A 20,863-nucleotide genomic window follows, 5' to 3' on the forward strand; every position below is an offset into this window, starting at 1 on the left:
TCTGCGGAAGGACGTTCATGCACGACAACCGAGACCACCTCGGCATCACAGGTGTCACCCGCAGACGGATCCTCACCGGCGCCGTCGTGCTGGGCGGCGCCGCGATGCTGCCCCTCCCGCAAGGCGCGTACGCGGCCGACGGCACCCTGTTCGACACCGCGCCCGCGGCGGCCGCTGTGAAGCGGCTGCTTCCCGACCACTACCAGCAGCTCACCCTGCGGGCCGTCAACGACAAGACCGACCGCTTCCGGGTCACCGGCCGCGCCGGACGGATCACGGTGGAGGGCACCAGCCCCGGTGTGCTGCTCGCAGGCCTCCACACCTACCTGCGGCGGACCGCGCACGCCTCCGTCTCCTGGACCGGCGAGCAGTTGAACCTGCCGCGCACCCTCCCCGCGCCCGCCGCGGAGATCACGGGAACGGCCAACGTGCCGCACCGCTTCGCCTTCAACGACACCAACGAGGGCTACACCGGCGCCTACCGCGACTGGGACGCCTGGCAGTACGAGCTGGACGTGCTGGCCGTGCACGGAGTCAACCGGGTCCTCGTCTACATGGGCGGCGACGCCGTCTACTACGACACGTTCCGTCAGTTCGGCTATACCGACGCCGAGATGCGCGCCTGGATCCCGGCCCCCGCCCGCCAGCCCTGGTGGCTGCTGCAGAACATGTCGGGCTTCGGCGGGCCCGTCTCCCGGCAGCTCATCGAGAAGCGTGCCGCGCTCGCCGAGAAGATCACCGACCGGATACGTGACCTGGGCATGACGCCGGTCCTGCCGGGCTACTACGGCAGCGTCCCGGACGACTTCCCCGCCAAGCACGGCGGGGACGCGGCGGTGGTGGCGCAGGGCACCTGGGGCGCCTTCAAACGCCCCGACTGGCTCGACCCGCGCACCACGGCCTTCGAGGACGTGGCCGCCACTTTCTACCGCGCCCAGAAGGAACGGTTCGGCGGAAGCACGATGTACAAGATGGACCTGCTGCACGAAGGCGGCAACGCCGGTGACGTGCCGGTGGGCGAGGCCGCCAAGGCCGTCGAGGTGGCCCTGCAGAAGGCCCACCCGGGGGCCGTCTGGGCGATCCTCGGCTGGCAGAACAACCCGGCCAAGGAGCTGCTCGACGGCGTCGACAAGAGCCGGATGCTGATCGTGGACGGCCTGTCGGACCGCTACACCACCGTCACGGACCGGGAGAGCGACTGGGGCGGCACCCCGTACGCCTTCGGCAGCATCTGGAACTTCGGCGGCCACACCCCGATCGGCGCCAACGCCCCGGACTGGGTGGACCAGTACCCCAAGTGGCGTGACAAGAAGGGCAGTGCGCTCGCCGGTATCGCGGCGATGCCCGAGGGGGCCGACAACAACGCGCCCGCCCTCGCCCTCCTCACCGACCTGGCCTGGACCCCCGGCACCGTGGACCTGGACGACTGGTTCGCCGCGTACGCCCTCTCCCGCTACGGCGGCCCCGACCGGCATGCGGCGGCGGCCTGGCAGACGATCCGCGACACCGCGTACAACATGTCCCGCGCGGACTCCTGGAGCGAGGCACCCGACGGACTGTTCGGCGCCCGTCCGAGCCTGACGGCGAACAAGGCCGCCGCGTGGGGGCCGGAGAAGGACCGCTACGACACCACGGCGTTCGACGCCGCACTCACCGAACTCCTCGCGGTACAAACCGAGTTGAGGGACAGCTCGGCCTACCGGTACGACGTCGTCGACGTGGCCCGGCAGGTCCTGTCCAACCGCAGCCGGGTCCTGCTGCCGCAGATCAAGGCCGCACACGATGCCGGGGACAAGGCCCTGTTCGGCAAGCTGACCAAGACCTGGCTGAGCTGGATGGACCTCCTCGAGGACCTGCTGGCGACCTCCGGCCCGCATCTGCTCGGGCGGTGGCTCGCCGACGCGCGCGCCTGGGGCGCCGACCGGGCCGAGAAGGACCGCCTCGAATACGACGTCCGCTCCCTCATCACCACCTGGGGCGGACGCGAAAGCAGCGAGGAGGGCCTGCACGACTACGCGAACCGGGAGTGGTCCGGACTGGTCGGCGGCCTGTACCGCACCCGCTGGCAGACGTACTTCAACGCGCTCACCACGGGAAAGGACCCGGCGACGATCGACTGGTTCGCCCTGGAGGACCGCTGGGCGCACGCACACGAGACGTACCCGACCGATCCCCACGGCTCCCCCTACGCCCTGGCCCGCAGCGTGCGCGACCTGCTCGCCGCCACTCCCTACCAGGCGGCCCTCACGGCGGGTGTCGACCGGGGAGCGGTGGCCGAGGGCACGCCCGCGACGGTGACGGTCACCTTCACCAACAGGAACGGGTTCACGGCGGCACGCGGCGTGACGCTTTCCGTCACCGCCCCGGAGGGCATGGCGGTGAAGCCGCTCGATCCGGTGAGCAAGGCATCGGTGGCATCCGGCGAAACGTTGGTCGCTCGCTTCGAGGTCTCTCTGGCGGGTGCGCCTTCGGAACTGGTCGGCCAGGTCGTCGCGGCGGCGGCGTACGCGGGAGGCGGAAAGGTCGTGGCGCCGGTACGGCTGATGGCCGCGGCCGGGGTCGGCGACCCCTACCGCACGGTCTCCTACAACGACGCGGTGTTCGGCCAGGCCGGCGACGAGATCGCCATCGAGGGCGCGGGGGCCGACCTGTGGGCCGGCACCAACGAGTTCGGGGCGGTGTACCGGGCGGGCGGGTACAAGGACGGAACGGTGGCCCAGGTCACGGTCACGTCCCAGGACGCGTCCGGGGGCTGGGCACGGGCGGGCCTCATCGTCCGCAACGACCTGGGCACCCAGGGGACCGCGGGCTATGTGAACCTGGCGATCACACCGTCCAACGGCTGCGCGCTGAGCTGGGACGCGGACGGTGACGGCCGTTTCGACTCGATCGAACAGTCGGGCTCGTTCACCGCGCCGGTGCGGCTGCGGCTGACCAGGTCCGGCGCCTCGTACACCGGTGAGGCCAGCACGGACGGCGTCACCTGGACGACGGTGGGCACGGCCACCCCGGGAGGCACGGCCGCCGCACAGGACGTCGGGGTCTTCATGACCGCGGCCAACGGCTGGACCGACGGACGGGGCATCGCCACGTTCGACGGATTCACGGTGACCTGATCTCCGTGACCGCGGCGGCGGCCGGCACACCCAGGCGGAAGCGTGGCACCGGGCTACGGCCCGGCAGCCGGAAGACACCGGCCCCGGCACGGTCGGCCCGCCGCCTGGGACTGCGGCGCCTGCACAGCCCCTTGGCGCGCACCGCGGGGTGGATCGCGCGCGCCACCAGGTCGGCGATCTGCCCACCCGGACCCGCCTCGGGCTCGGGCTCGGGCTCGGGGTGAGTGGGTAGGGTCCGGGCATGGCAGAGGTCGAAGGCGTTCCGGAGAAAGTGGCCTGGGTTCTGGTGCGTGACGGGCGGGTGCTGGTAACACGCAACCGCGGTGTGGATGTCTTCTACTTCCCTGGTGGGAAGAGGGAGCCCGGAGAATCCGACGCCGAGACCCTGGCGCGCGAGATCGACGAGGAACTCCAGTCCCGGGTCGATACGTCCACGATGATGCATGTCGGCACCTTCGAGACGCGGAGCGATTCCGACGGACGCACGGAGTTCCGGATGATCTGCTACACCGCAGAGCACACTGGTCCCCTGATCCCTTCACGCGAGATCGCAGAGTCGGACTGGTTCGGCTATGGCGATCGAGCGCGGGTCTCGTCAGTGGATCAGATGGTGTTCGACGCGCTTCATTCATCTGGCCAACTGCCCTGAGAGGGCCGCCTGTTGTTGAGTCTGCTGCCGGGGGCGGCAGTCACCATGCCCCGAGGATCGGGGGCGTCGTTGCTCGGTCAGGAATGTCCAGCCAGTCTCCGATGAGGGTGACCGCATCCTCCACCAGGGCGCGCGGAGCGCCCGAGGACTCGACCGACGTGCGGGCTATGGCGGCGAGTTGGGGATCGGTGAGGGCGAAGGCAGTGCGGGCCGTCTCGTACTCCTCCAGCAGGCCCGGGCCGAACAGGAGGGGGTCGTCGGCATTGAGGGTGCACCGGACGCCTGCTTGCAGCAGAAGCGGGAGGGGGTGGACGGACAGGGATTCCGCTACGCCGAGGGCGACGTTGGAGGTGGGGCAGACGTCGAGGACCACGTCCTCCGCGGCGAGGCGGGCGAGGAGATCCGGGTCCTCGACCGCCCGCACGCCGTGAGCGATGCGTCGCGCGCCGAGCACGTCGAGTGCGGCACGCACGCCGGCCGGACCGGCGAATTCCCCGGCGTGCGGAGCGGAAATCAGCCCGGCATCCCGGGCGATGGCGAATGTCTCGGCGAACGGCTCAGGGGGAAATCGGGCCTCGTCCCCGGCCAGGCCGAAGGAGACCACCCCATGTCCTGCCCGGCGGGCCGCGAGGCGGGCGGCCTCGACGCCCTCAGAAGGGTCCGCGTTACGCCGGGCGAACACCAGGACGCCGAAGCCGATCCCGAGCCGTGCAGCGGTACGGCGACCCTCGTCAATCACCACGTCCAGCAGGTCCAGCGCGGCGTCCGGATCGGTCTCGTAGGTCAGGGGGTTGACATGCGGCTCGATCCACACCGCTCCGTCTGCGGCGGCGTCTTCGACCACTTCGCGCACCAGCCGCAGAAGGTTCTCCCGCGGACCCTCGCGCACCAGCCGAGCAGCGGCACGGTACAAGGACGTGAAGTCCTCGAAGGACTTGAAGCCGCTTGATTCCGGGGGTTGTTCGCCACGTTCGCCCCGCTCGCCCGCTAGTTCCGCGAGCGTGGCGGGGCGCATGGCGCCTTCGAGATGGAGATGGAGATGGGCCTTCGGCAGACGGGCCAGGCTTCGCATGCCGCATGACTCTATGGCCACCCCGTGACGGCCGTGCACCTGGGCATCGATCGCCCCCGGACAAGGTCTCCTCGATAGCCTGCCGCGGGCCGTCGCTTCGGGTGCGATGCGACGCCGCTTCCTATGCGGTGCCGGGGCCGTCGAGGAAGCGAAGCAGCACCGCAGCCTCCGCGCGGAGCTGCGCGGCTCGGTCAGCGTGTGCGGGCGCGGTCAACTGCGCTGCGACCTCCAGTCGTTCGGCCGCCTCGGCGCGCACGACATCCACCACACTGCGCTCGCTCAGCTCGCGCCGCGCTGCTTCGGTGACGCCGACACCAACCGGCGACTGCTCAAGGGCCATGCCGCGGAGCTCAGCTTCGTCCACGGGCACCGCCTCGGCGTTGTCCAGCGCGGCAAGTGTCGCGCGCAGTGCGCTCACCGCGGCCTTGTCACGGGCGCGCATCGCTTCCGGCAGGGCTTGACGCATACGAAGACGTAAAGACATGCCGGTGACCTTATGAGCGGCGCCCCTCGACTCACAACGGCAATTACGTGTGGCGACAGGCTCACGGTCAACCGACCCGGGGACTGCGGCACCAGGCGGCGCATGTCAGGGAGCAAGCGGTCACCGAGGTGCCGGAGCGATTCCGCCCAAGCGGTCCGTGAGGGTTCGGGAGGTCTCGACGACCTGCCTTCCGATCTCTGCGACGCGGTCGTGCGTCACCCGGGAGGCCGGGCCGGAGATGCTGACCGCCGTGACGACGGCCCCGCTGTGATCGAAGGCCGGTGCGGCCACGCAGCGGATGTCGAGTTCGTTCTCCACGTCGTCGACGGCGTAGCCGCGCTCACGGATACGGGCGAGTTCGGCGTGCAGTTGCTCCGCTGAGGTGATGGTGGCCGGTGTGCGTGCGGGCATGCCGGCCAGTACCACCTTGTCGAGCACGTCGTCCGTGGCGTGAGCGAGGAACGCTTTGCCGGTGGCTGTGCAGTAGGCAGGCTGGCGCCCGCCGACCCGGGAGTGCATACGTACGGCCTGGGGGCTCTCGACCTTGTCGATATAGACGATCTCGGGGGGATCAAAGCTGACCAGGTGCACCGCTTCGCGGACGTCCTGGGCGAGTTGGTGCAGCAGCGGCGACGCCGTGCGCCGGATGTCGAGGCGCTCCAGGTAGAGCTGCCCGAGCAGGGCGTTCTGCGGCCCGAGCCGGTAGTGGCCGCTTTCCGGATCCTGATCCACCAGTCGTTCTTCCCGCAGTGGGCCGACGAGCCGCAGCACGGTGCTCTTGCTCATCTGGAGCCCGGTGGCGAGGTCGGTGAGTGAGGTGCCGTGCGGATGGCCGTCGTCCTCGGCCAGGTACTTCAGGATGCTCAGTGCACGTCGCAGGGACGATGAGGCGTTGCGACGCGCCCCGGGCACGTCGGGAGTCTCATTCGCGCTGTCGAGCGAAGCCACGCCGGTTCCTCCTGCAGGATGCGTTGCGAGGGCGGTCAGCCCCTGCCGGTCCCGTGCGGGGGACCCAACGGCACCCTACCGAACTGCATAGCAAAACGGTATGTCACATATTGAAATCGACCGTTGACGACCGCGGGGCACCGGGCTAGCTTCTCCCCAACGTTATGTGAAACGCGATTTTGCATAGCAGAACGTAGTTGACGATCGATGGCGATCACCCCCTTCTCCGGCCGCTCAGGCTCACCCTCAAAACCCTCCCGGAAGGGAATGCATGTGATGAGACTTCGTCACCGTACCCGCACTCTGATGACGATTTGTATCGGTGTGACCGCTGTCGCGTCCCTCGCCGCCTGCACCTCCAGCAGCGGCACCTCGGCTGCCAACCAGCAGTCGTCGACGCTCCAGGAAGTCATCAAGCGCGGCACCCTCAACGTCGCCAGCTGCCTGACGTTCCCGCCGTTCGGGTCGATGGACAAGAACAACAAGCCGCAGGGCTTTGACGTCGACGTCGCCACCGCCATGGCCACCGCCCTCGGCGTCAAGGTCAAGATCGTGGACACCACGTCCGCCAACCGCATTCCCAACCTGCAGACCAAGAAGGTCGACGCGGTGGTCTGCAACTTCACCACCACCGCCGAGCGCGCCAAGCAGGTCGCCTTCAGCGACCCCTACATCGTCGCGGGCGAGGTGATGCTGGTGAAGAAATCCAGCGGCATCTCCACTCTGAAGGACCTCAGCGGCAGGACAGTCGCCGTGACCAAGGGATCCACCAACGGCGACGCCGTCAAGGCCGGCAACCCCAAGGCCAAGATCCAGGAGTACGACACCTCCTCCGCCGCCGTGCTCGCCGTCAAGCAGGGCCAGGCCGACGCCATGGTCGAGGACTCCAACTTCCTCAACTTCCAGGCCAAGACGGACCCTTCACTCAAGGTCACCAAGGACTCCGTCGTGCCGCTGGAGTACAACGGCATCGGCGTTCCGCTGGGCGACGCCACCTGGCTGCAGTGGGTCAACACATGGCTGCGGGAGTTCAACACCTCGGGACAGGCGAACACCGTCTACAAGAAGTGGTTCGGCGTGGACCGTGTCTACCCGCTCAACCCGTCCTACTGAGTCCCGGCCGGGCGGCGGCCCTCCCCTGCCGCCGCCCCATGGAGGAGTCCCATGTTCGTTGACTGGACCTACGCCCTCCGGGACTGGGCCACCTATCTCGACGCGGCCTGGCTGTCCCTGAAACTGTCGCTCGAGGCCTTCGCGCTCGCCTTCGCCCTCGGCCTGCTCGGCGCGCTCGCCCGCAGATCCCGCTACGTGGTCCTGCGCGCGCCCGCGGCCGTCTACGTCGAGGTCATCCGCAACACCCCCGTACTGCTGCAGATGTTCGTCGCCTACTTCGCCCTTCCGTCAGCGGGTCTGCGACTGAGCCCGGTGCAGGCGGGAGTGCTCGCCCTCGGCGTGAACGTCGGCGCGTACCTCACCGAGATCTTCCGCGCCGGCATCCAGGCCGTCCCGCGCGGCCAGAGCGAAGCCGCCCGGGTGCTGGCCCTGAGCCCGCCGCGCACGTTCCTGCATGTGGTGCTCCCCCAGGCCCTGCGCAACGTCTACCCCGCCGTGGTGAACCAGCTGGTCCAGATCATCCTGGGCTCGTCGCTGCTGTCCGCCATCTCCGTCCCCGAGCTGACGGGCACGGCCATGGTCATCAACTCCCGCACCCTGCTGACCGTGCAGGTCTTCGGAATCGCCGCGGTGCTCTACCTGGTCCTCACCAACGCGGTGGTCCTCGTTGCCGGGCTCATCGGACGCGTCGCGTTCAAGCCGCCACTACGTCCCTCCGAACGGCCCCGCCCCCTGGGCGCCGTACGCCGTCTGCTGCCGGCCCGTTCCGCGCGTCCCGTCCAGAAGGAGGCCTGATGGACTGGTCGGTCATCTGGTCGAACCGTGAACTGTACGTCTCCGGCCTGTGGGCCACCGTACTGCTGTCGATCGCGGCGATCGCCACCGGAACACTGCTCGGGCTGGTCGTCGCGGCCCTGCGCACGAGCCGCATCCCGGTCCTGGCCCAGCTCGCCCGCGGCTATCTGGAGGTCTTCCGCGGCACACCCCTGCTGATCCAGATGCTGTTCCTCTACTTCGGCGCGGCATACCTGGGCCTCGTGGGGATCACCGTCTTCGGCGCCGCCCTGCTCGCCCTGACGCTCTACCAGGGCGCCTACATCGCGGAGATCTTCCGGGCCGGTATCGAGGCGGTGCCCCGTGGTCAGTGGGAGGCGGCGCGAGTGCTGGGCCTGCCCCGCATCCAGACGTTCCTGAGCGTCATCCTTCCCCAGACCCGCGCGATCGTCCTTCCCCCACTGGTCGGCCAGTACCTGTCCCTGATCAAGGACACCTCGATCGCCGTGGTGATCGGGTACGTCGAACTGGTCCGCCAGGGACAGGCCGTCATCGACCGGGTGGGCGATCCCGGCACGTCCTACCTCGCCGTCGCCGTCCTGTACTTCGTCATCTGTTACCCGCTGTCGCTGTTCGTGCGGCACATGGAGCGAAAGGCTGTCACCGCATGATGACCACCGACCCCGCCGCCCAGCAGAAGGCGGTGACCGCCTCCAGGATCTCCCTGTCCGGCGTGCACAAGCGCTTCGGTGAACTGGAGGTCCTCAAGGGAGTCGACATCGATGTGGAACCGGGTGAGGTCGTCGTCCTGATCGGTGCCAGCGGCTCCGGCAAGAGCACCCTGCTGCGGATCATGTGTGACCTGGAACGGGCGGACAGCGGAGAGGTGTGGGTGGGCGGGGTCCCACTGCACGACCGCAAGCGCGCACCGGAGATATTCGGGCACGTCGGGATGGTGTTTCAGCAGTTCAACCTCTTCCCGCACAAGACCGCGCTGGGCAACGTCACGCTCGCCCTGCTGAAGGTCAGGAAGCTCTCCCGCGCGGAGGCCGAGGAGCGCGGCCGGGCCGCCCTGAAGCGGGTCGGGCTCGCCGACAAGGCCGACGCCTACCCCGCACAGCTGTCCGGTGGTCAGCAGCAGCGTGTCGCCATCGCCCGCGCCCTGGCCATGGACCCCGCGATCATGTTCTTCGACGAGCCGACCTCCGCCCTCGACCCCGAACTCGTCGGTGAGGTCACCGGTGTCATGCGTTCCCTCGCCGAGGACGGCATGACCATGGTCGTCGTCACCCACGAGATGCGCTTCGCCAAGGACACCGCCGACCGCGTGGTGTTCATGGACGGCGGCGTCGTCCTCGAACAGGGCTCCCCCGAGCAGGTCTTCGGCAGTCCCGCCGAACAGCGCACGCAACAGTTCCTGCACCGCGTCCTGGACACCTGAGGGGCACTCCTTCCGTCCCGACACCGCTGTCCGAAAGCCCGCAGAAGGAACCCTCGTGCTCATCCGCCCCCCTTCTCCCCGTGCTCCAACCGGGTCCGCGCCCGGAGCCGACGTGGTGTGCGTCGGAGAAACCATGGCGGTACTCAGCCCCTGGGACTCCCGGCCTCTCGCGCACCAGAGCGCACTGGCGCTCGCCGTGGGCGGAGCGGAGTCCAACGTGGCCTGCGCCCTGGTCGCCCTGGGGCACAGCGCCGCCTGGCTGGGCCGAGTAGGCGACGATCCCCTCGGACAGCGTGTCCTGGATGACCTCAGCGCCCGCGGCGTCGACGTCTCCGCCGTCGAGACAGACCCGCTGCGGCCGACCGGTGTCTACTTCAAGGACCCCGGCCCGGACGGCACCGGAACGTACTACTACCGCCGGGACTCCGCGGCCGCCGCCATGGGCACCCACCTGGCGGACCTTGTGCTGCTGCACCGAGCCCGCGCGCTGCACCTCTCCGGCATCACCGCGGCACTCTCGGACACCTGCGCCGACCTGGTCACCCACATCGTCTCCCGGCGCGCCGTCCCCGGACCCGTCATCTCCTTCGACGTCAACTACCGCCCAGCGCTGTGGCGGCATCGTCCGGCCGACGCCGCCCCCGTACTGAGAGAGCTGGCCCGCGGCGCCGACCTCGTGTTCGTCGGACGCGACGAGGCCGAGAGGCTGTGGGGCACCCGCACGGCGCAAGACGTCCGCGACCTGCTCGGCCCCGGCCCGGTACTGGTCGTCAAGGATGCCGGGCGCGGAGCCATGGCGTATGGCGCCGACGGTGAGGAAACCTTCGTCCCCACCCCCGCCGCACGGGTCGTCGAACCCGTCGGAGCCGGTGACGCCTTCGCCGCCGGTTACCTCGCAGCGCTCCTGGAAGGCCGCACCCCGACGCACGGACTGCGCCTGGGCCACCTGGTGGCCGCCGCGACGCTCGGCACCCGGGAGGACGTCCCCACCGACCTGATCCGCGACACCCTCGACCGCCACCTCGCGCTCGACGACGCAGCCTGGTCCGCCCTGCGCCTGAACTGACGCCGCCTCCCCCGCCGAGCACCGACGAGCACCGACGAGCACGCTGATCTCACCCTTCGACACCCGACCGTCCCCGCAAGCAAGGCCTCGGCTTCGGCGTCGGCTTCGGCTTCGGCTTCGGCTTCGGCTTCGGCTTCGGCTTCGGCTTCGGCTTCGGCTTCGGCTTCGGCTTCGGCTTCGGCAAGGAGGTTCAAGGAGGTTGCCGACGTCGTCACGCAGATGCTGGGCCGACGTCGGCGAGGGCGGCGTCGACCAACGACTCTGCGATGGCTCGCGCGCACGCGGCGGTGTGGCTGCTGTTGAGGACGGTGCCGCGTGCGGCCGCGCCGTCGAAGAGCAGTGCCAGTTGCTCGCCGAGGGTTTCCGGGTCCGCGGCCCCGGCCTGCCGTGCGATGTCCGTGAGGCGGCGGGCGAACTCCCTCTTGTACGCCGCGGCCAACTGGTGGGCGGAGTGCCCGGGATCTGGCACCTCGACGCTGACGTTCAGTAACGGGCATCCCCGGAACGGAGCGGTGGATTCCGACGGCTTCCGGTCGAAGACGGCGAGGAGTTGCTCACGCGGGTTCATTGTCGGCCGGTCGAGCGACGGCGGGACCGGCAGGAGAGGGTCCACCAAGGACTGCAGGTACGCCCCGATGAGCTCGTCCTTGCTGGGGAAGTGCGTGTACAAGGTGCGTTTCGACACTTCGGCGACGGTCGACAGCTGGTCCATCCCGGTCGCGTTGATCCCCTGCGCCGTGAACAACTCGGTCGCCGCCTTGAGGATCCGCTCCCGGGCGCCGCGCCCACGACGCCGACGTACGGGCTGAGTTTCGGTCACAGCCTTAAGCATACCGATCGTTTTACATAAGGCGGTGGGACAGCTACGGTGGAACCCTAAGTAGACCGATCGTCTTACTTAACCATCCCGCCTCGCAGCACGCGTATGGGTGGTCCGTCGGAGCTGCATCCCACCAGCGCGCACCCGGCGCCCCCTGGTCACTCCGGCGGCCCATCGTCGGGACCGGTCCGGCGTCTCACCCGCCACCGCCCGGCGCGACCGTCGATGCGGATTCAGCACCAAGGAGACCTGATGCGTTACACGACCTTCGGACGACGAACCGGACTGCGCGTTTCCGAGTACGCGCTGGGCACGGGGAACTTCGGCACCGGCTGGGGCGCCGGTGCCGAGCCGGACGAGGCCCGCCGGATGTTCGACAGGTTCGCCGAGGCCGGCGGAACGTTTCTTGATACCGCGGACGCCTACCAGTTCGGTGAGTCGGAAGAGCTGGTGGGGAAGTTCGTTGCCGCTGACCGGGACCACTTCGTCCTGGCCACCAAGTACACCAACGGCGCCAGCCCGCAGCCCGGCATCTCCAGGACCGGCAACAGCCGCAAGAACATGGTCGCTTCGCTGGAGGCGAGCCTGAAGCGCCTCGGCACCGACTACGTCGACCTGTACTGGGTCCACTTCCCCGACGACCTCACGCCCATGGAGGAGATCCTGCGCGGACTTGACGACCTGGTCAGCTCCGGCAAGATCCTCCACGCCGCCCTGTCCAACTTCCCCGCCTGGCGCGTCTCCCGCGCCGCCACCCTCGCGGACCTGAAGAACTGGGCGCCGGTCACCGGCATCCAGGTCGAGTACAGCCTGGTCGAGCGGACCGCCGACCGCGAGCTGCTGCCGATGGCCGAGAGCCTGGGACTCGGCGCGGCCCTGTGGTCCCCGCTCGGCGGCGGACTGCTGACCGGCAAGTACCGCCGCAGCGACGAGGGACGCCTGACCGATCTCAAGGCGGTCATCCACACCGAGAGCACCGAGCAGAAGACCGCCGTCATCGACACCGTCCTGGCCATCGCCGAGGAGTCCGGCGCGACGCCCGCCCAGGTGGCTGTTGCCTGGCTCCGTGAGCGTGCCGCCCAGGCGTCCACCCCGTTCGTCCCGATCATCGGCCCGCGCAACCTCACCCAACTCGACGACTACCTCGGCGCGCTGGACGTCCAGCTCACCCCGAAGCAGTTCGCGCACCTGTCGGACGTCAGCGCCATCCCCCTCGGAGTACCCCACGAGGCGACCGCTCGCGCCCGGGACGCCGTCCAGGGCGGTAACGCCTCCCTCGTCGACCAACCCGCAGCGCCTGTCGCCTGAGCAGCGGATTCTGCCGCTGGGCGGCACCAATCCATCGACGCCACTTCCGTCCCGCGTCGTTCGCACGGTTCGGGGCGGTGCCCGTTGGTCTGACCACGGCCCGTCCGGTCTGGCCACGGCCCGTCCCGCCAGGTGTCACAGCCCCCATCGTGTCGCCCGATTTCCCACCGAGCAGGCTCCACAGCGCCGCGGGCGTGTCGCAGCAAGCCCTTTCGATCGCAGCAACCCTTTCGGTCGATGACACGGCGAAACGGCAAAAGGCGCTTCCCCGGCCGGCGCGGTACCTGAAGCCCCACCCGGCCCTCCGGCGAGGGCGAGCCGAGGGGGAGACCAGGTCGGCAACCGGGACCGACCGAACTGCCGTACGCCGTCGGCCGTCCCGCTACATGTTGATCATGTGGCCTGCGAGGCCGTGGACGGCTTCCTTGACGGCCTCGCCCAGGGTGGGATGGGCGTGGACGTTGCGGGCGACCTCGTGGACCGTGAGGTCCCACTGCTGGGCCAGGGTCAGCTCGGGGAGCAGTTCAGTGACGTCGGGACCGATCAGGTGGCCGCCGAGGAGTTCGCCGTACTTGGCGTCGCTGATCAGCTTCACGAAGCCGGTCGCATCGCCCAGGCCGTGCGCCTTGGCGTTCGCGGTGAACGGGAACTTCGCCACCTGGACGTCGAAGCCCTTCTCCCTCGCCTGCGCCTCGGTGTACCCGAAGCTGGCGATCTGGGGCTGGCAGAACGTGGACCTCGGGATCATCACGTAGTCCAGCTCCATGGTCTCCGCGTCCGCGATCGTCTCGGCGGCGACCACACCCATCGCCTCCGCGGCGTGTGCAAGCATCAGCTTCGCGGTGACGTCCCCGATGGCGTAGATGTGCGGGACCGAGGTGCGGCAACGGCCGTCGACGTCGATCGCGCCGCGCTCGGTGACGCGCACGCCGGTCTTCTCGAGGCCGTAACCGGTGACGTTCGGCGCGAAGCCGATCGCCTGCAGGACCTTGTCGGCCTCCAGAACCTGCTGGGCGCCGTCCTTGCCGGTGACCGTGACACGCACCTGCGGGCCGGACTCGTCGATCGACTCGACACGGGTCGATGTGAGCACGTCGATGCCCAACTTCCGGTACTGCTTGGCCAGTTCGGCGGAAACCTCCGCGTCCTCCAGCGGGGCGATCCGGTCCAGGAACTCGACGACGGTGACCTTCACGCCGTAGTTGTGCAGTACGTAGGCGAACTCGACGCCGATGGCCCCGGCGCCGGCGATCACGATCGACTGAGGCAGGTCCTCGGCGAGGATCTGCTCCTCGAACGTCACCACGCGCAACGTACGGCGGGTGCCTGGCAGCAGCTTGGGGCTCGCCCCGGCGGCGATGACACAGTGATCGAAGCCGATGGTGCGGGTATTGCCGTCGTAGTCGGCCACCTGGAGCGTGTGCGGGTCGAGGAAGGTGCCGCGGCCGCTGATTTCCGTGATCTTGTTCTTCTTCATCAGGTAGTGGACGCCCTTGACCCGGCCGTCCGCGACCTTCCGGCTGCGGCGGAAGGCCTCCCCGTAGTCGAAGGAGACCTCTCCGTCGACCTTGATGCCGAAGGTCTTCGCCTCGCGCGTGAAGATGTGCGCGAGCTCGGCGTTGCGCAGCAGTGCCTTGGTGGGGATACAGCCCACGTTCAGGCAGACGCCGCCCCAGTACTTCTCCTCCACCACCGCGACGCTCTTGCCCAGTTGGGCGGCCCGGATGGCGGCTACGTATCCGCCGGGGCCCGCGCCGAGTACGACGACGTCGAAGCGCTCACCCTGCTCGTCCATGGACTGCTTCCTTTCCACTGGGCGGTCGGCTCCGGCGAGGGGCCGACTCGCTCCCGATCGAACAACCTGTTCATCAACTCGACAGCGGTTCCCCGGACGTCCGCTTCAGCGCCGCGGCGCCGTGGTCTATGCCCGCTCAGCCATCATCGTCGGCGGGCCGTCGCCCCGTCGACTTCGTGCACTTCGGCCTGGGCGGCACCGAGCCTGAGAGTGTCGAGGCCGAAGGCGGCGACCGGGCCGTGCGCACCGGGCCTGAGGACGGCATCCGGCTGTGCCGCATGGGCGGCGCCCCACGCCAGTAGGGATCCCGTCATCTCGTACGGGTCGGGTCCGGTGAGGGCCGCCGTGGCCAGGGGCAGGCCATGGCCGTCGCGGGCGACTGCGATCACCAGGGAACGGCCATCGGGGTCCGGCTCGCGCTGCGATCCCGGGAGTCGCTCGGACCACCTCGCCAGAGCGGCCCGCACCTTCGCCGAGCGCAGCAGAGGTGCCTGGATCGTGGCGGCGATCTGCACCGGGCGCGTCCACCGTCCGAGCCACCCCAGCCCCACCTCGACGCTCTCCAACTGGGGGAAGACCTCAGGCAGCCCGAGGTGCTCCGTGCCCGGGACGGTCATGGCCGTACGTTTCACGCCGCCGTAGTGGAAGGTACGCACACGCTTGGCGGGGCGCTCCTCGACCACGCGGGCGGCAGCCCAGGGGCGCGGACTGCGGTAGGCGAACCCGTCCTCGGCCGCCGCGGAGACCAGTGTCTGACGTGTGCCTGCCGTGGTCAGGGTGTACGCGTCGCGCAGGGTGCTCCGGTAGAGCAGCTCGTCCCCGTGTCCGGAACGGGTGATGAAGTAGCCGGTCTCCACGTGGCGTGCCCGCTCACCGGCGCGTGTCAGGGCGAGCGCGCCGGCGAGGTTGCCCGGCACGTAGTCGTAGCCGAACGCGGGCACGAGGGTCGCTCCCCGGACGGCCGCGACGGAGTCCAGCTCAAGGAGGACGCGGCGGGCGAAGGTCCCCTCCCCTGTCGAGTCGAAGTAGTGTGCTCCCGCTCGCGCGGCAGCCGTGACCGTGGCCATACCGAGCCGCATGAACGGCCCTACCGTGGAGACGACGACATCGCTGGGCTCCAGGAGACGCGTGAGGTCGGCCGCCGAGGTGACGTCGACCTCGGTCACCGGCAGCTCCACCTGGAAGTGGTCGGCCAGGGTCGCCATTCGGGTCCGACTCCGCCCGACCAAGGTCGGCTTCTCACCTCGTGCGAGCAGTTCCCGGAGCACACGCTGCCCGGTGTACCCCGTCGCACCCAGCAATACGATCCTGCGCTTCTCCACGGCTCCGCCTGTCTTCCGGAGGGCATCTCGGCATCTCACGACGACACGACGCCCACCTACTGACCAAGAGTCATTCATTGACCCCAGGTCATTGAATATACGATGGTCGCATGCGAGGGCCAAACCGACGACAGATGTACGCGGAGCAGACCCGGGCGGACCTGGTGGCGGCCGCGCGAAAGCTGTTCGTGGACAACGGGTTCGCGGACACGTCGGTCGAGGCCGTCACCGGGGCGGCGCTGGTGAGCAAGGGCACCTTCTACCATCACTTTCCGGACAAGAAGGCGATGTTCGCCGAGCTCTACACGGAGCTGATTCAGCAGGTCGGCGTCCTGGCAGACGTGACGTCCGAGGCGATCCGTGCCATACCGGACCAACCGGCCATGGCGGTGGTGGCCAACCTCACGCACACCTTCCTGCGGCGAACCATCGACGACCCCTTGCACCGAGAGCTGATGGCCCAGGCACCCTCAGTCCTGGGAGAGCAGTACCGGCACATCAACGACAGCGTCGCCCAGCCGCCGATCGAGCGGCTGCTGACGGTTCTGGCCGAACGCGGTGACCTGCAGCCTGACGTTCCCGTCGCCACCGTCGCCCGTCTGCTGCTGGCCGGGCTGTGTGAGGGCAACCAGATCATCGCCGCGGCGGCGGACCGGGAGGATGCCCTGAACAGGACGTTCCGGGCGATCACCCTGCTGATGTCCGGCCTGGCGGCCGACGGCATCAGCCCCCGGTCGACCTGAACCAAGGACCTCCTTGACGACATCGGCGCATGGCGACCCGCCTCGGCCGCCATGGTCTGTAACTTCCGTGCCGCCTCGGTCACCATGGCCGGTCGCTACCGCGCCACTTCGGCCGCCATGGTCAGTCGCTACCGCGCCGCCTCGGCCACCAATGTCAGTCGCTACCGTGCCACTTCGGCCACCAATGTCAGTCGCTACCGTGCCGCCTCGGCCTCGACGTCGCGGACCAGCTCGATGGCCCGCCCCAGGGTGGCGAGTCGGGCGTCGAGGGTCTCGCCGGCGGGATAGAACCGGACGGTGTCGACACCGACGTCGCGCCACACGCGCAGCCGCTCGCGGACCATGTCCTCGGTTCCGATCAGCGTGGTCGCCAGCACCATCTCGTCGGTGACGAGGCCGGCCGCGCCGTCCCGGTCCCCGGTCTGCCAGCGGGTCCGGACCTCTGCCGCCACCTCGGCCCAACCCTGTCGGCTGTAGGCGTTGTTGTAGAAGTTCGTGGTCGCGGAGCCCATGCCGCCGAGGCTGAAGGCCAGTTCCTTCTTGCGTCCGGCCACCATCGCGCGCAGCGCGTCCTCGTCGTCGGCGAAAGCGACCTCGGCGCCCTGGCAGATGTCGAGGTCGGCGCGCTTGCGACCGGCGGCGGCCAGCCCCTGGTCCAGGTGATCGAAGTACGCCTCTTTGGCACCCTCCGGAACGAAGCTGGTGCCCAGCCAGCCGTCGGCGATCTCACCGGTCAGGTGCAGCATCTTCGGCGAGAGGGTGGCCAGGTAGACGGGGATGTCGTAATCGGCGCGCATGGACAGGCGCATGGGCTTGCCGTCCCCGCCCGGCAACGGAATCTGGAACTCACGCCCGGAGTGGGAGATTTTCTCTCCCGAGGCTGCCTGTCGCACGATCTCGACCGTCTCGCGCATGCGTGCCAGCGGCCGGTCGAAGGGCACGCCATGCAGCCCTTCGATCACCTGCGGCCCGGAGGGGCCCAGTCCGAGGAGGAAGCGCCCCTGGGAGATCTGCGACAGCGTGATCGCGGCGCGGGCGATCGCCATCGGTGTGCGAGTGCCGAGCTGGATGATTCCCGATCCGAGGAGCATGCGCTCGGTCTTAGCGGCGAGGTAGCCCAACGGCGAGGGCGCCTCCGAACCCCACGCCTCCGCCACCCAGCAGAGGTCCAGACCGAGCTTCTCCGCCTCGGTGACGTAGTCGACGATCTCCCGCCAGTCGCCCCCGGAGGCTTCGATCGTGGTGGACGTACGCATCAACGGCTCGCCTCTTCCGAGGTCTGGGCGTTCTCGGCCAGCTTCTTGATCGCTTCGAGGGTGGTGGTCATATTGGCCTCGAACTCCCGCATGCGCACGAAGACGATCTTCTGCTCCTTCTCCGGCATGCGGTCGATGGCGAAGGAGAGGCCGGAACGGGCCGGCCCCATCTGCATCCATTCCCGCAGCAATGTGCCGCCGTCCTGCGGCTCCAGGGTGAACCGCCAGATCGCCGTCGGGTGCTGCGGATCCTCGACCGCCCAGGCGAGCACCCTCGAGGGCTCGTACTCGACGATGTGGGACGTGGTGGCCCACTCCCCCAACGCCTCATGCTTGCTCCGGCCGACGAATCGGGCTCCTGGAGCGGGGCCGCTCCTGCCGTCCAGCCATTCCACCGACTGCAGCTCGGGGCTCATGCGCGGCATCAGCTCGATGTCGGACACCAGCGCCCACACCTGCGCCGGCGCCGCATCGATCCAGGTGTGGACCTCAGCCGTCGGCCCGTCCGCATAGCGTGCGCCTGTCCATTCCATGATCCCGCATCCTCCCTGGCCGCCAAGAACACTCAAATGTGCTTCTGAACAGTAAAGTTGCGTAGATAGACTCACGTGTCAAGGGCGCCATGGCCACCACAGGGCTACCGATTCACCCCTCGAACCGCTCCCGCACATCCGGCCGTTCGGCCAAGTGCCGTGGATAGCCGGGGCCCATCCGGGGGCGGGTGTTGTCCGCGGTCATGGGCGCGCCACACGAGGCACACACCACCTCGGCATGCGTGTCCTGCCCGCACGCCTCATGACGCATGGCCACCGGCGGACCCGCCTCACCGGCCAGCCAGCGGTCCCCCCACCGGTTCATCACCAGCAGCACGCCGTAGAAGTCGCGCCCCTTCTCGGTGAGCACGTAGTCGTACCGAACCGGCTCCGTCTGGTACGGCCGCTTCTCCAGCAGGCCCTCCTCCACCAACCGACGCAGCCGGTCCGTCAGCGTGTTGCGGGCGATCCCCAGCGACTCCTGGAACGCGTCGAACCGCCGGATCCCGTAGAACGCCTCTCGCAGCACCAACGGCGTCCACCAGTCCCCGAGCAGGTCCATGGTCCGCGCGATCGAGCAGGGCCACTGTGCAAAGGATGTCCGCCTCATGACAGCCAGCATAGGTTCGTCCAGTCGTGAGACCCAGCAGGTGAACCGAGCAGCGGCCGGTGTAGGGCGCCTTGCGCTCCATCTATAACGAAGTTATGTTGCCGTCATGAAACGTGACTTGCTGGGCAGAAGGCTGGTTGTCACCGGCGCGGCACGCGGCATCGGCGAGAAGGTGGCCCGACTGGCCACCGCCCGAGGTGCCCGTGTGACCGTGATCGGACTGGAACCCGATCGGTTGCGCGACCTCGCCGAGGACCTGGGTCCCACCGCTTCCTGGCGTGAGGCCGATGTGCGCGACGGCGCCGCCCTGCGGTCGGCGATCGATGGGGCGGCAGAGGTGATGGGCGGCATCAACCTCGTCGTCGCCAATGCCGGCGTGGTGGCGTACGGGACGGTTCGGCAGACGGACGAGGCATCGTTCGCGCGAGTGATGGACATCAACCTGAACGGCGTGTTCCGCACCCTCAAGTACGCGACGCCCCATCTGGAGCGCAGCCGGGGGCACGTGCTGGTCGTGGCGTCCGCGCTGTCGTTCATGCCTCTGGCCGCGATGGCCTCGTACGGGGCGAGCAAGGCGGCGGCCGAACTGCTCGCCCTGACCTACCGCCAGGAGGTGGCTCACCTCGGGGTCACGGTCGGCCTGGTGCACCCCTCCTGGATCGACACGGACCTGGTCCGGGGAGCCGAGGCGGACCTCCCCTCGTTCCAGGGGCTGCGCGGGCGGCTGCCCTATCCGGGCAACGTCACCACGAGCACCGACCGAGCCGCTGCCGCGATCGTCGACGGGCTCGTGCGCCGACGCAGCCGCGTGTACGTGCCGCGCGCGGTCGTCGTGGCCAACTGGGCGAAGGCAGCGCTGAATTCACCGCTGGCCTGGCCCTGGGCGAGGCGCTTCGCGGCCCGGGCGGTGCCGTCCCTCGAACGGGAGGTCGCGGCACTGGGGAGGCATGACCAACTGACGCCGGGTACTGATGTCCCTGCCGCAGAGACCACGTCGCCCTAGCCGCGAACGGGGTGGCCGCGAACCCGGTAGCCGCGCATGGGGTAGCCGCGCATGGGGCTACGCCCAATCACCAGACTTCTCACCGGTCTTCGACGATCGAGTCGTACAGGCGCGCGCCGGCCTCGTGCGAGGCCTCGGCGCGTTCCCGCTTGTCACCCAACCCGACAGAGAAGTTCACGCCCATCGGCAGGAGCACCTGCACCACCGCGTCGTCGAACTCGACGAAATGTTCAGCCAGTTCAAGGGTGATGTAACCGTGCACGAAACTCCACAACTGGGCGGCGATGACGTCGGGTTCCTGCCGCTCGACCCTGCCGGAGTGCACGAGCCGGTCGCACGCAGCGGTGACATGAGCGTGCGCTTCCCGAAAAGCCGGGGAATGCCCGCTCAGGCGAAGGTCCGCGTTCGAGAGAGGCCGGTACGTCGCCCGAGTGGACAGCCCGAACATCAGGTCGTAGAGGTGAGGGTTCTCGCGGGCCAGCCGACGGCAGGTCAAGGCCATGGCGAAGAGATCCGCGATCGGGTCATCCGTCACCGGTACCTGGGAGAACGCTCTGCCGAGTTCCTTGAACCCATGGTCGGCGACAGCGCTCATCAGCTCGGGGATGCCACCGAAGTGGCTGTAGACCACCATCGTCGACAGTCCGCTCGCGGAAGCCACCGTGCGCGCCTTCAAAGCCGATGGCCCCTGCTCGGCCAGCAGACCGATGGCCGCCCGCACAAGCCGTTCCGGTGCGTCGTCAAGCCTCGCCCGCCCTGCCATGTCTCGCACGCCTCCACTGTTGACACGCTCAAAATAACTTGGTTATG

Annotated in this window: 20 protein-coding genes; 10 read left to right on the forward strand and 10 right to left on the reverse strand. The window is 69.0% G+C overall.

Annotated features, from left to right (window positions below; translation table 11 throughout):
- Positions 1-17 precede the first annotated feature (17 nt).
- Positions 18-3,116: an alpha-N-acetylglucosaminidase TIM-barrel domain-containing protein gene (locus OHA64_RS03380; RefSeq protein ID WP_405607533.1), complete on the forward strand. Its 3,099-nt coding sequence runs from the start codon at positions 18-20 to the stop codon at positions 3,114-3,116.
- Between the two features lie 241 nt (positions 3,117-3,357).
- Positions 3,358-3,765: an NUDIX domain-containing protein gene (locus OHA64_RS03385; RefSeq protein ID WP_405607536.1), complete on the forward strand. Its 408-nt coding sequence runs from the start codon at positions 3,358-3,360 to the stop codon at positions 3,763-3,765.
- Positions 3,766-3,805: 40 nt separating this feature from the next.
- On the opposite strand, the gene add is transcribed toward OHA64_RS03385, so the two are convergent.
- The 3 genes from add to OHA64_RS03400 form a co-directional block, all read right to left on the reverse strand.
- Entirely contained in the window at positions 3,806-4,837 is a 1,032-nt protein-coding gene (gene add / locus OHA64_RS03390; protein ID WP_405607539.1) for an adenosine deaminase, read from the reverse strand.
- Positions 4,838-4,958: 121 nt separating this feature from the next.
- On the reverse strand, positions 4,959-5,279 hold the full coding sequence (locus OHA64_RS03395; protein ID WP_405623846.1) for a hypothetical protein: 321 nt from the start codon (positions 5,277-5,279) through the stop codon (positions 4,959-4,961).
- A 162-nt stretch (positions 5,280-5,441) separates the two neighbouring features.
- On the reverse strand, positions 5,442-6,269 hold the full coding sequence (locus tag OHA64_RS03400; protein WP_405607542.1) for an IclR family transcriptional regulator: 828 nt from the start codon (positions 6,267-6,269) through the stop codon (positions 5,442-5,444).
- A gap of 306 nt (positions 6,270-6,575) precedes the next feature.
- On the opposite strand from OHA64_RS03400, the gene OHA64_RS03405 reads away from it, so the two are divergent.
- From OHA64_RS03405 to OHA64_RS03425, 5 genes are all read left to right on the forward strand, one after another.
- The gene (locus OHA64_RS03405; RefSeq protein ID WP_405607545.1) at positions 6,576-7,382 is read left to right on the forward strand and encodes a transporter substrate-binding domain-containing protein; all 807 of its coding nucleotides are present in this window, start codon (positions 6,576-6,578) and stop codon (positions 7,380-7,382) included.
- A gap of 51 nt (positions 7,383-7,433) precedes the next feature.
- On the forward strand, positions 7,434-8,177 hold the full coding sequence (locus OHA64_RS03410) for an amino acid ABC transporter permease (RefSeq protein ID WP_405607548.1): 744 nt from the start codon (positions 7,434-7,436) through the stop codon (positions 8,175-8,177).
- A complete protein-coding gene (locus OHA64_RS03415; protein WP_405607551.1) occupies positions 8,177-8,827 on the forward strand; it encodes an amino acid ABC transporter permease in 651 nt (216 codons plus the stop codon). The genes OHA64_RS03410 and OHA64_RS03415 overlap by 1 nt, the downstream gene beginning before the upstream one ends.
- Positions 8,827-9,597, forward strand: a complete 771-nt coding sequence (locus OHA64_RS03420; RefSeq protein WP_405623847.1) for an amino acid ABC transporter ATP-binding protein — start codon at positions 8,827-8,829, stop codon at positions 9,595-9,597. The genes OHA64_RS03415 and OHA64_RS03420 overlap by 1 nt, the downstream gene beginning before the upstream one ends.
- Positions 9,598-9,709: 112 nt before the next feature.
- Positions 9,710-10,663, forward strand: a complete 954-nt coding sequence (locus OHA64_RS03425; RefSeq protein ID WP_405623848.1) for a sugar kinase — start codon at positions 9,710-9,712, stop codon at positions 10,661-10,663.
- Positions 10,664-10,874: 211 nt separating this feature from the next.
- Here the strand turns inward: OHA64_RS03425 and OHA64_RS03430 are convergent, their stop codons facing one another.
- Positions 10,875-11,483 (reverse strand): TetR/AcrR family transcriptional regulator, encoded by a 609-nt coding sequence (locus tag OHA64_RS03430; RefSeq protein ID WP_405607554.1) that lies wholly within the window; start codon positions 11,481-11,483, stop codon positions 10,875-10,877.
- Positions 11,484-11,735: 252 nt separating this feature from the next.
- On the opposite strand from OHA64_RS03430, the gene OHA64_RS03435 reads away from it, so the two are divergent.
- Positions 11,736-12,791, forward strand: coding sequence for an aldo/keto reductase (locus OHA64_RS03435; protein ID WP_405607557.1), 1,056 nt, complete (start codon positions 11,736-11,738; stop codon positions 12,789-12,791).
- A gap of 382 nt (positions 12,792-13,173) precedes the next feature.
- On the opposite strand, the gene lpdA is transcribed toward OHA64_RS03435, so the two are convergent.
- Positions 13,174-14,586, reverse strand: a complete 1,413-nt coding sequence (gene lpdA / locus OHA64_RS03440; RefSeq protein ID WP_405607560.1) for a dihydrolipoyl dehydrogenase — start codon at positions 14,584-14,586, stop codon at positions 13,174-13,176.
- Positions 14,587-14,729: 143 nt separating this feature from the next.
- A complete protein-coding gene (locus OHA64_RS03445) occupies positions 14,730-15,986 on the reverse strand; it encodes a saccharopine dehydrogenase NADP-binding domain-containing protein (RefSeq protein WP_405607563.1) in 1,257 nt (418 codons plus the stop codon).
- A 32-nt stretch (positions 15,987-16,018) separates the two neighbouring features.
- Here OHA64_RS03445 and OHA64_RS03450 point away from each other — a divergent pair, with 32 nt between their 5' ends.
- A complete protein-coding gene (locus OHA64_RS03450) occupies positions 16,019-16,651 on the forward strand; it encodes a TetR/AcrR family transcriptional regulator (RefSeq protein ID WP_405607566.1) in 633 nt (210 codons plus the stop codon).
- A 194-nt stretch (positions 16,652-16,845) separates the two neighbouring features.
- Here the strand turns inward: OHA64_RS03450 and OHA64_RS03455 are convergent, their stop codons facing one another.
- From OHA64_RS03455 to OHA64_RS03465, 3 genes are all read right to left on the reverse strand, one after another.
- On the reverse strand, positions 16,846-17,907 hold the full coding sequence (locus OHA64_RS03455; protein WP_405607569.1) for an LLM class flavin-dependent oxidoreductase: 1,062 nt from the start codon (positions 17,905-17,907) through the stop codon (positions 16,846-16,848).
- Positions 17,907-18,440 carry an SRPBCC family protein gene (locus tag OHA64_RS03460; RefSeq protein ID WP_405607572.1) on the reverse strand — a complete coding sequence of 178 codons (534 nt, stop codon included), beginning with the start codon at positions 18,438-18,440 and terminating at the stop codon, positions 17,907-17,909. The genes OHA64_RS03455 and OHA64_RS03460 overlap by 1 nt, the downstream gene beginning before the upstream one ends.
- Positions 18,441-18,552: 112 nt before the next feature.
- Entirely contained in the window at positions 18,553-19,050 is a 498-nt protein-coding gene (locus tag OHA64_RS03465; protein ID WP_405607575.1) for a winged helix-turn-helix transcriptional regulator, read from the reverse strand.
- Positions 19,051-19,156: 106 nt separating this feature from the next.
- On the opposite strand from OHA64_RS03465, the gene OHA64_RS03470 reads away from it, so the two are divergent.
- The gene (locus tag OHA64_RS03470) at positions 19,157-20,053 is read left to right on the forward strand and encodes an SDR family oxidoreductase (RefSeq protein ID WP_405607578.1); all 897 of its coding nucleotides are present in this window, start codon (positions 19,157-19,159) and stop codon (positions 20,051-20,053) included.
- Positions 20,054-20,132: 79 nt separating this feature from the next.
- On the opposite strand, the gene OHA64_RS03475 is transcribed toward OHA64_RS03470, so the two are convergent.
- Positions 20,133-20,774 (reverse strand): TetR/AcrR family transcriptional regulator, encoded by a 642-nt coding sequence (locus OHA64_RS03475; protein ID WP_405607581.1) that lies wholly within the window; start codon positions 20,772-20,774, stop codon positions 20,133-20,135.
- Positions 20,775-20,863: the final 89 nt, after the last annotated feature.

This window comes from Streptomyces sp. NBC_00076 (assembly GCF_045041235.1).
Lineage (GTDB): Bacteria > Actinomycetota > Actinomycetes > Streptomycetales > Streptomycetaceae > Streptomyces.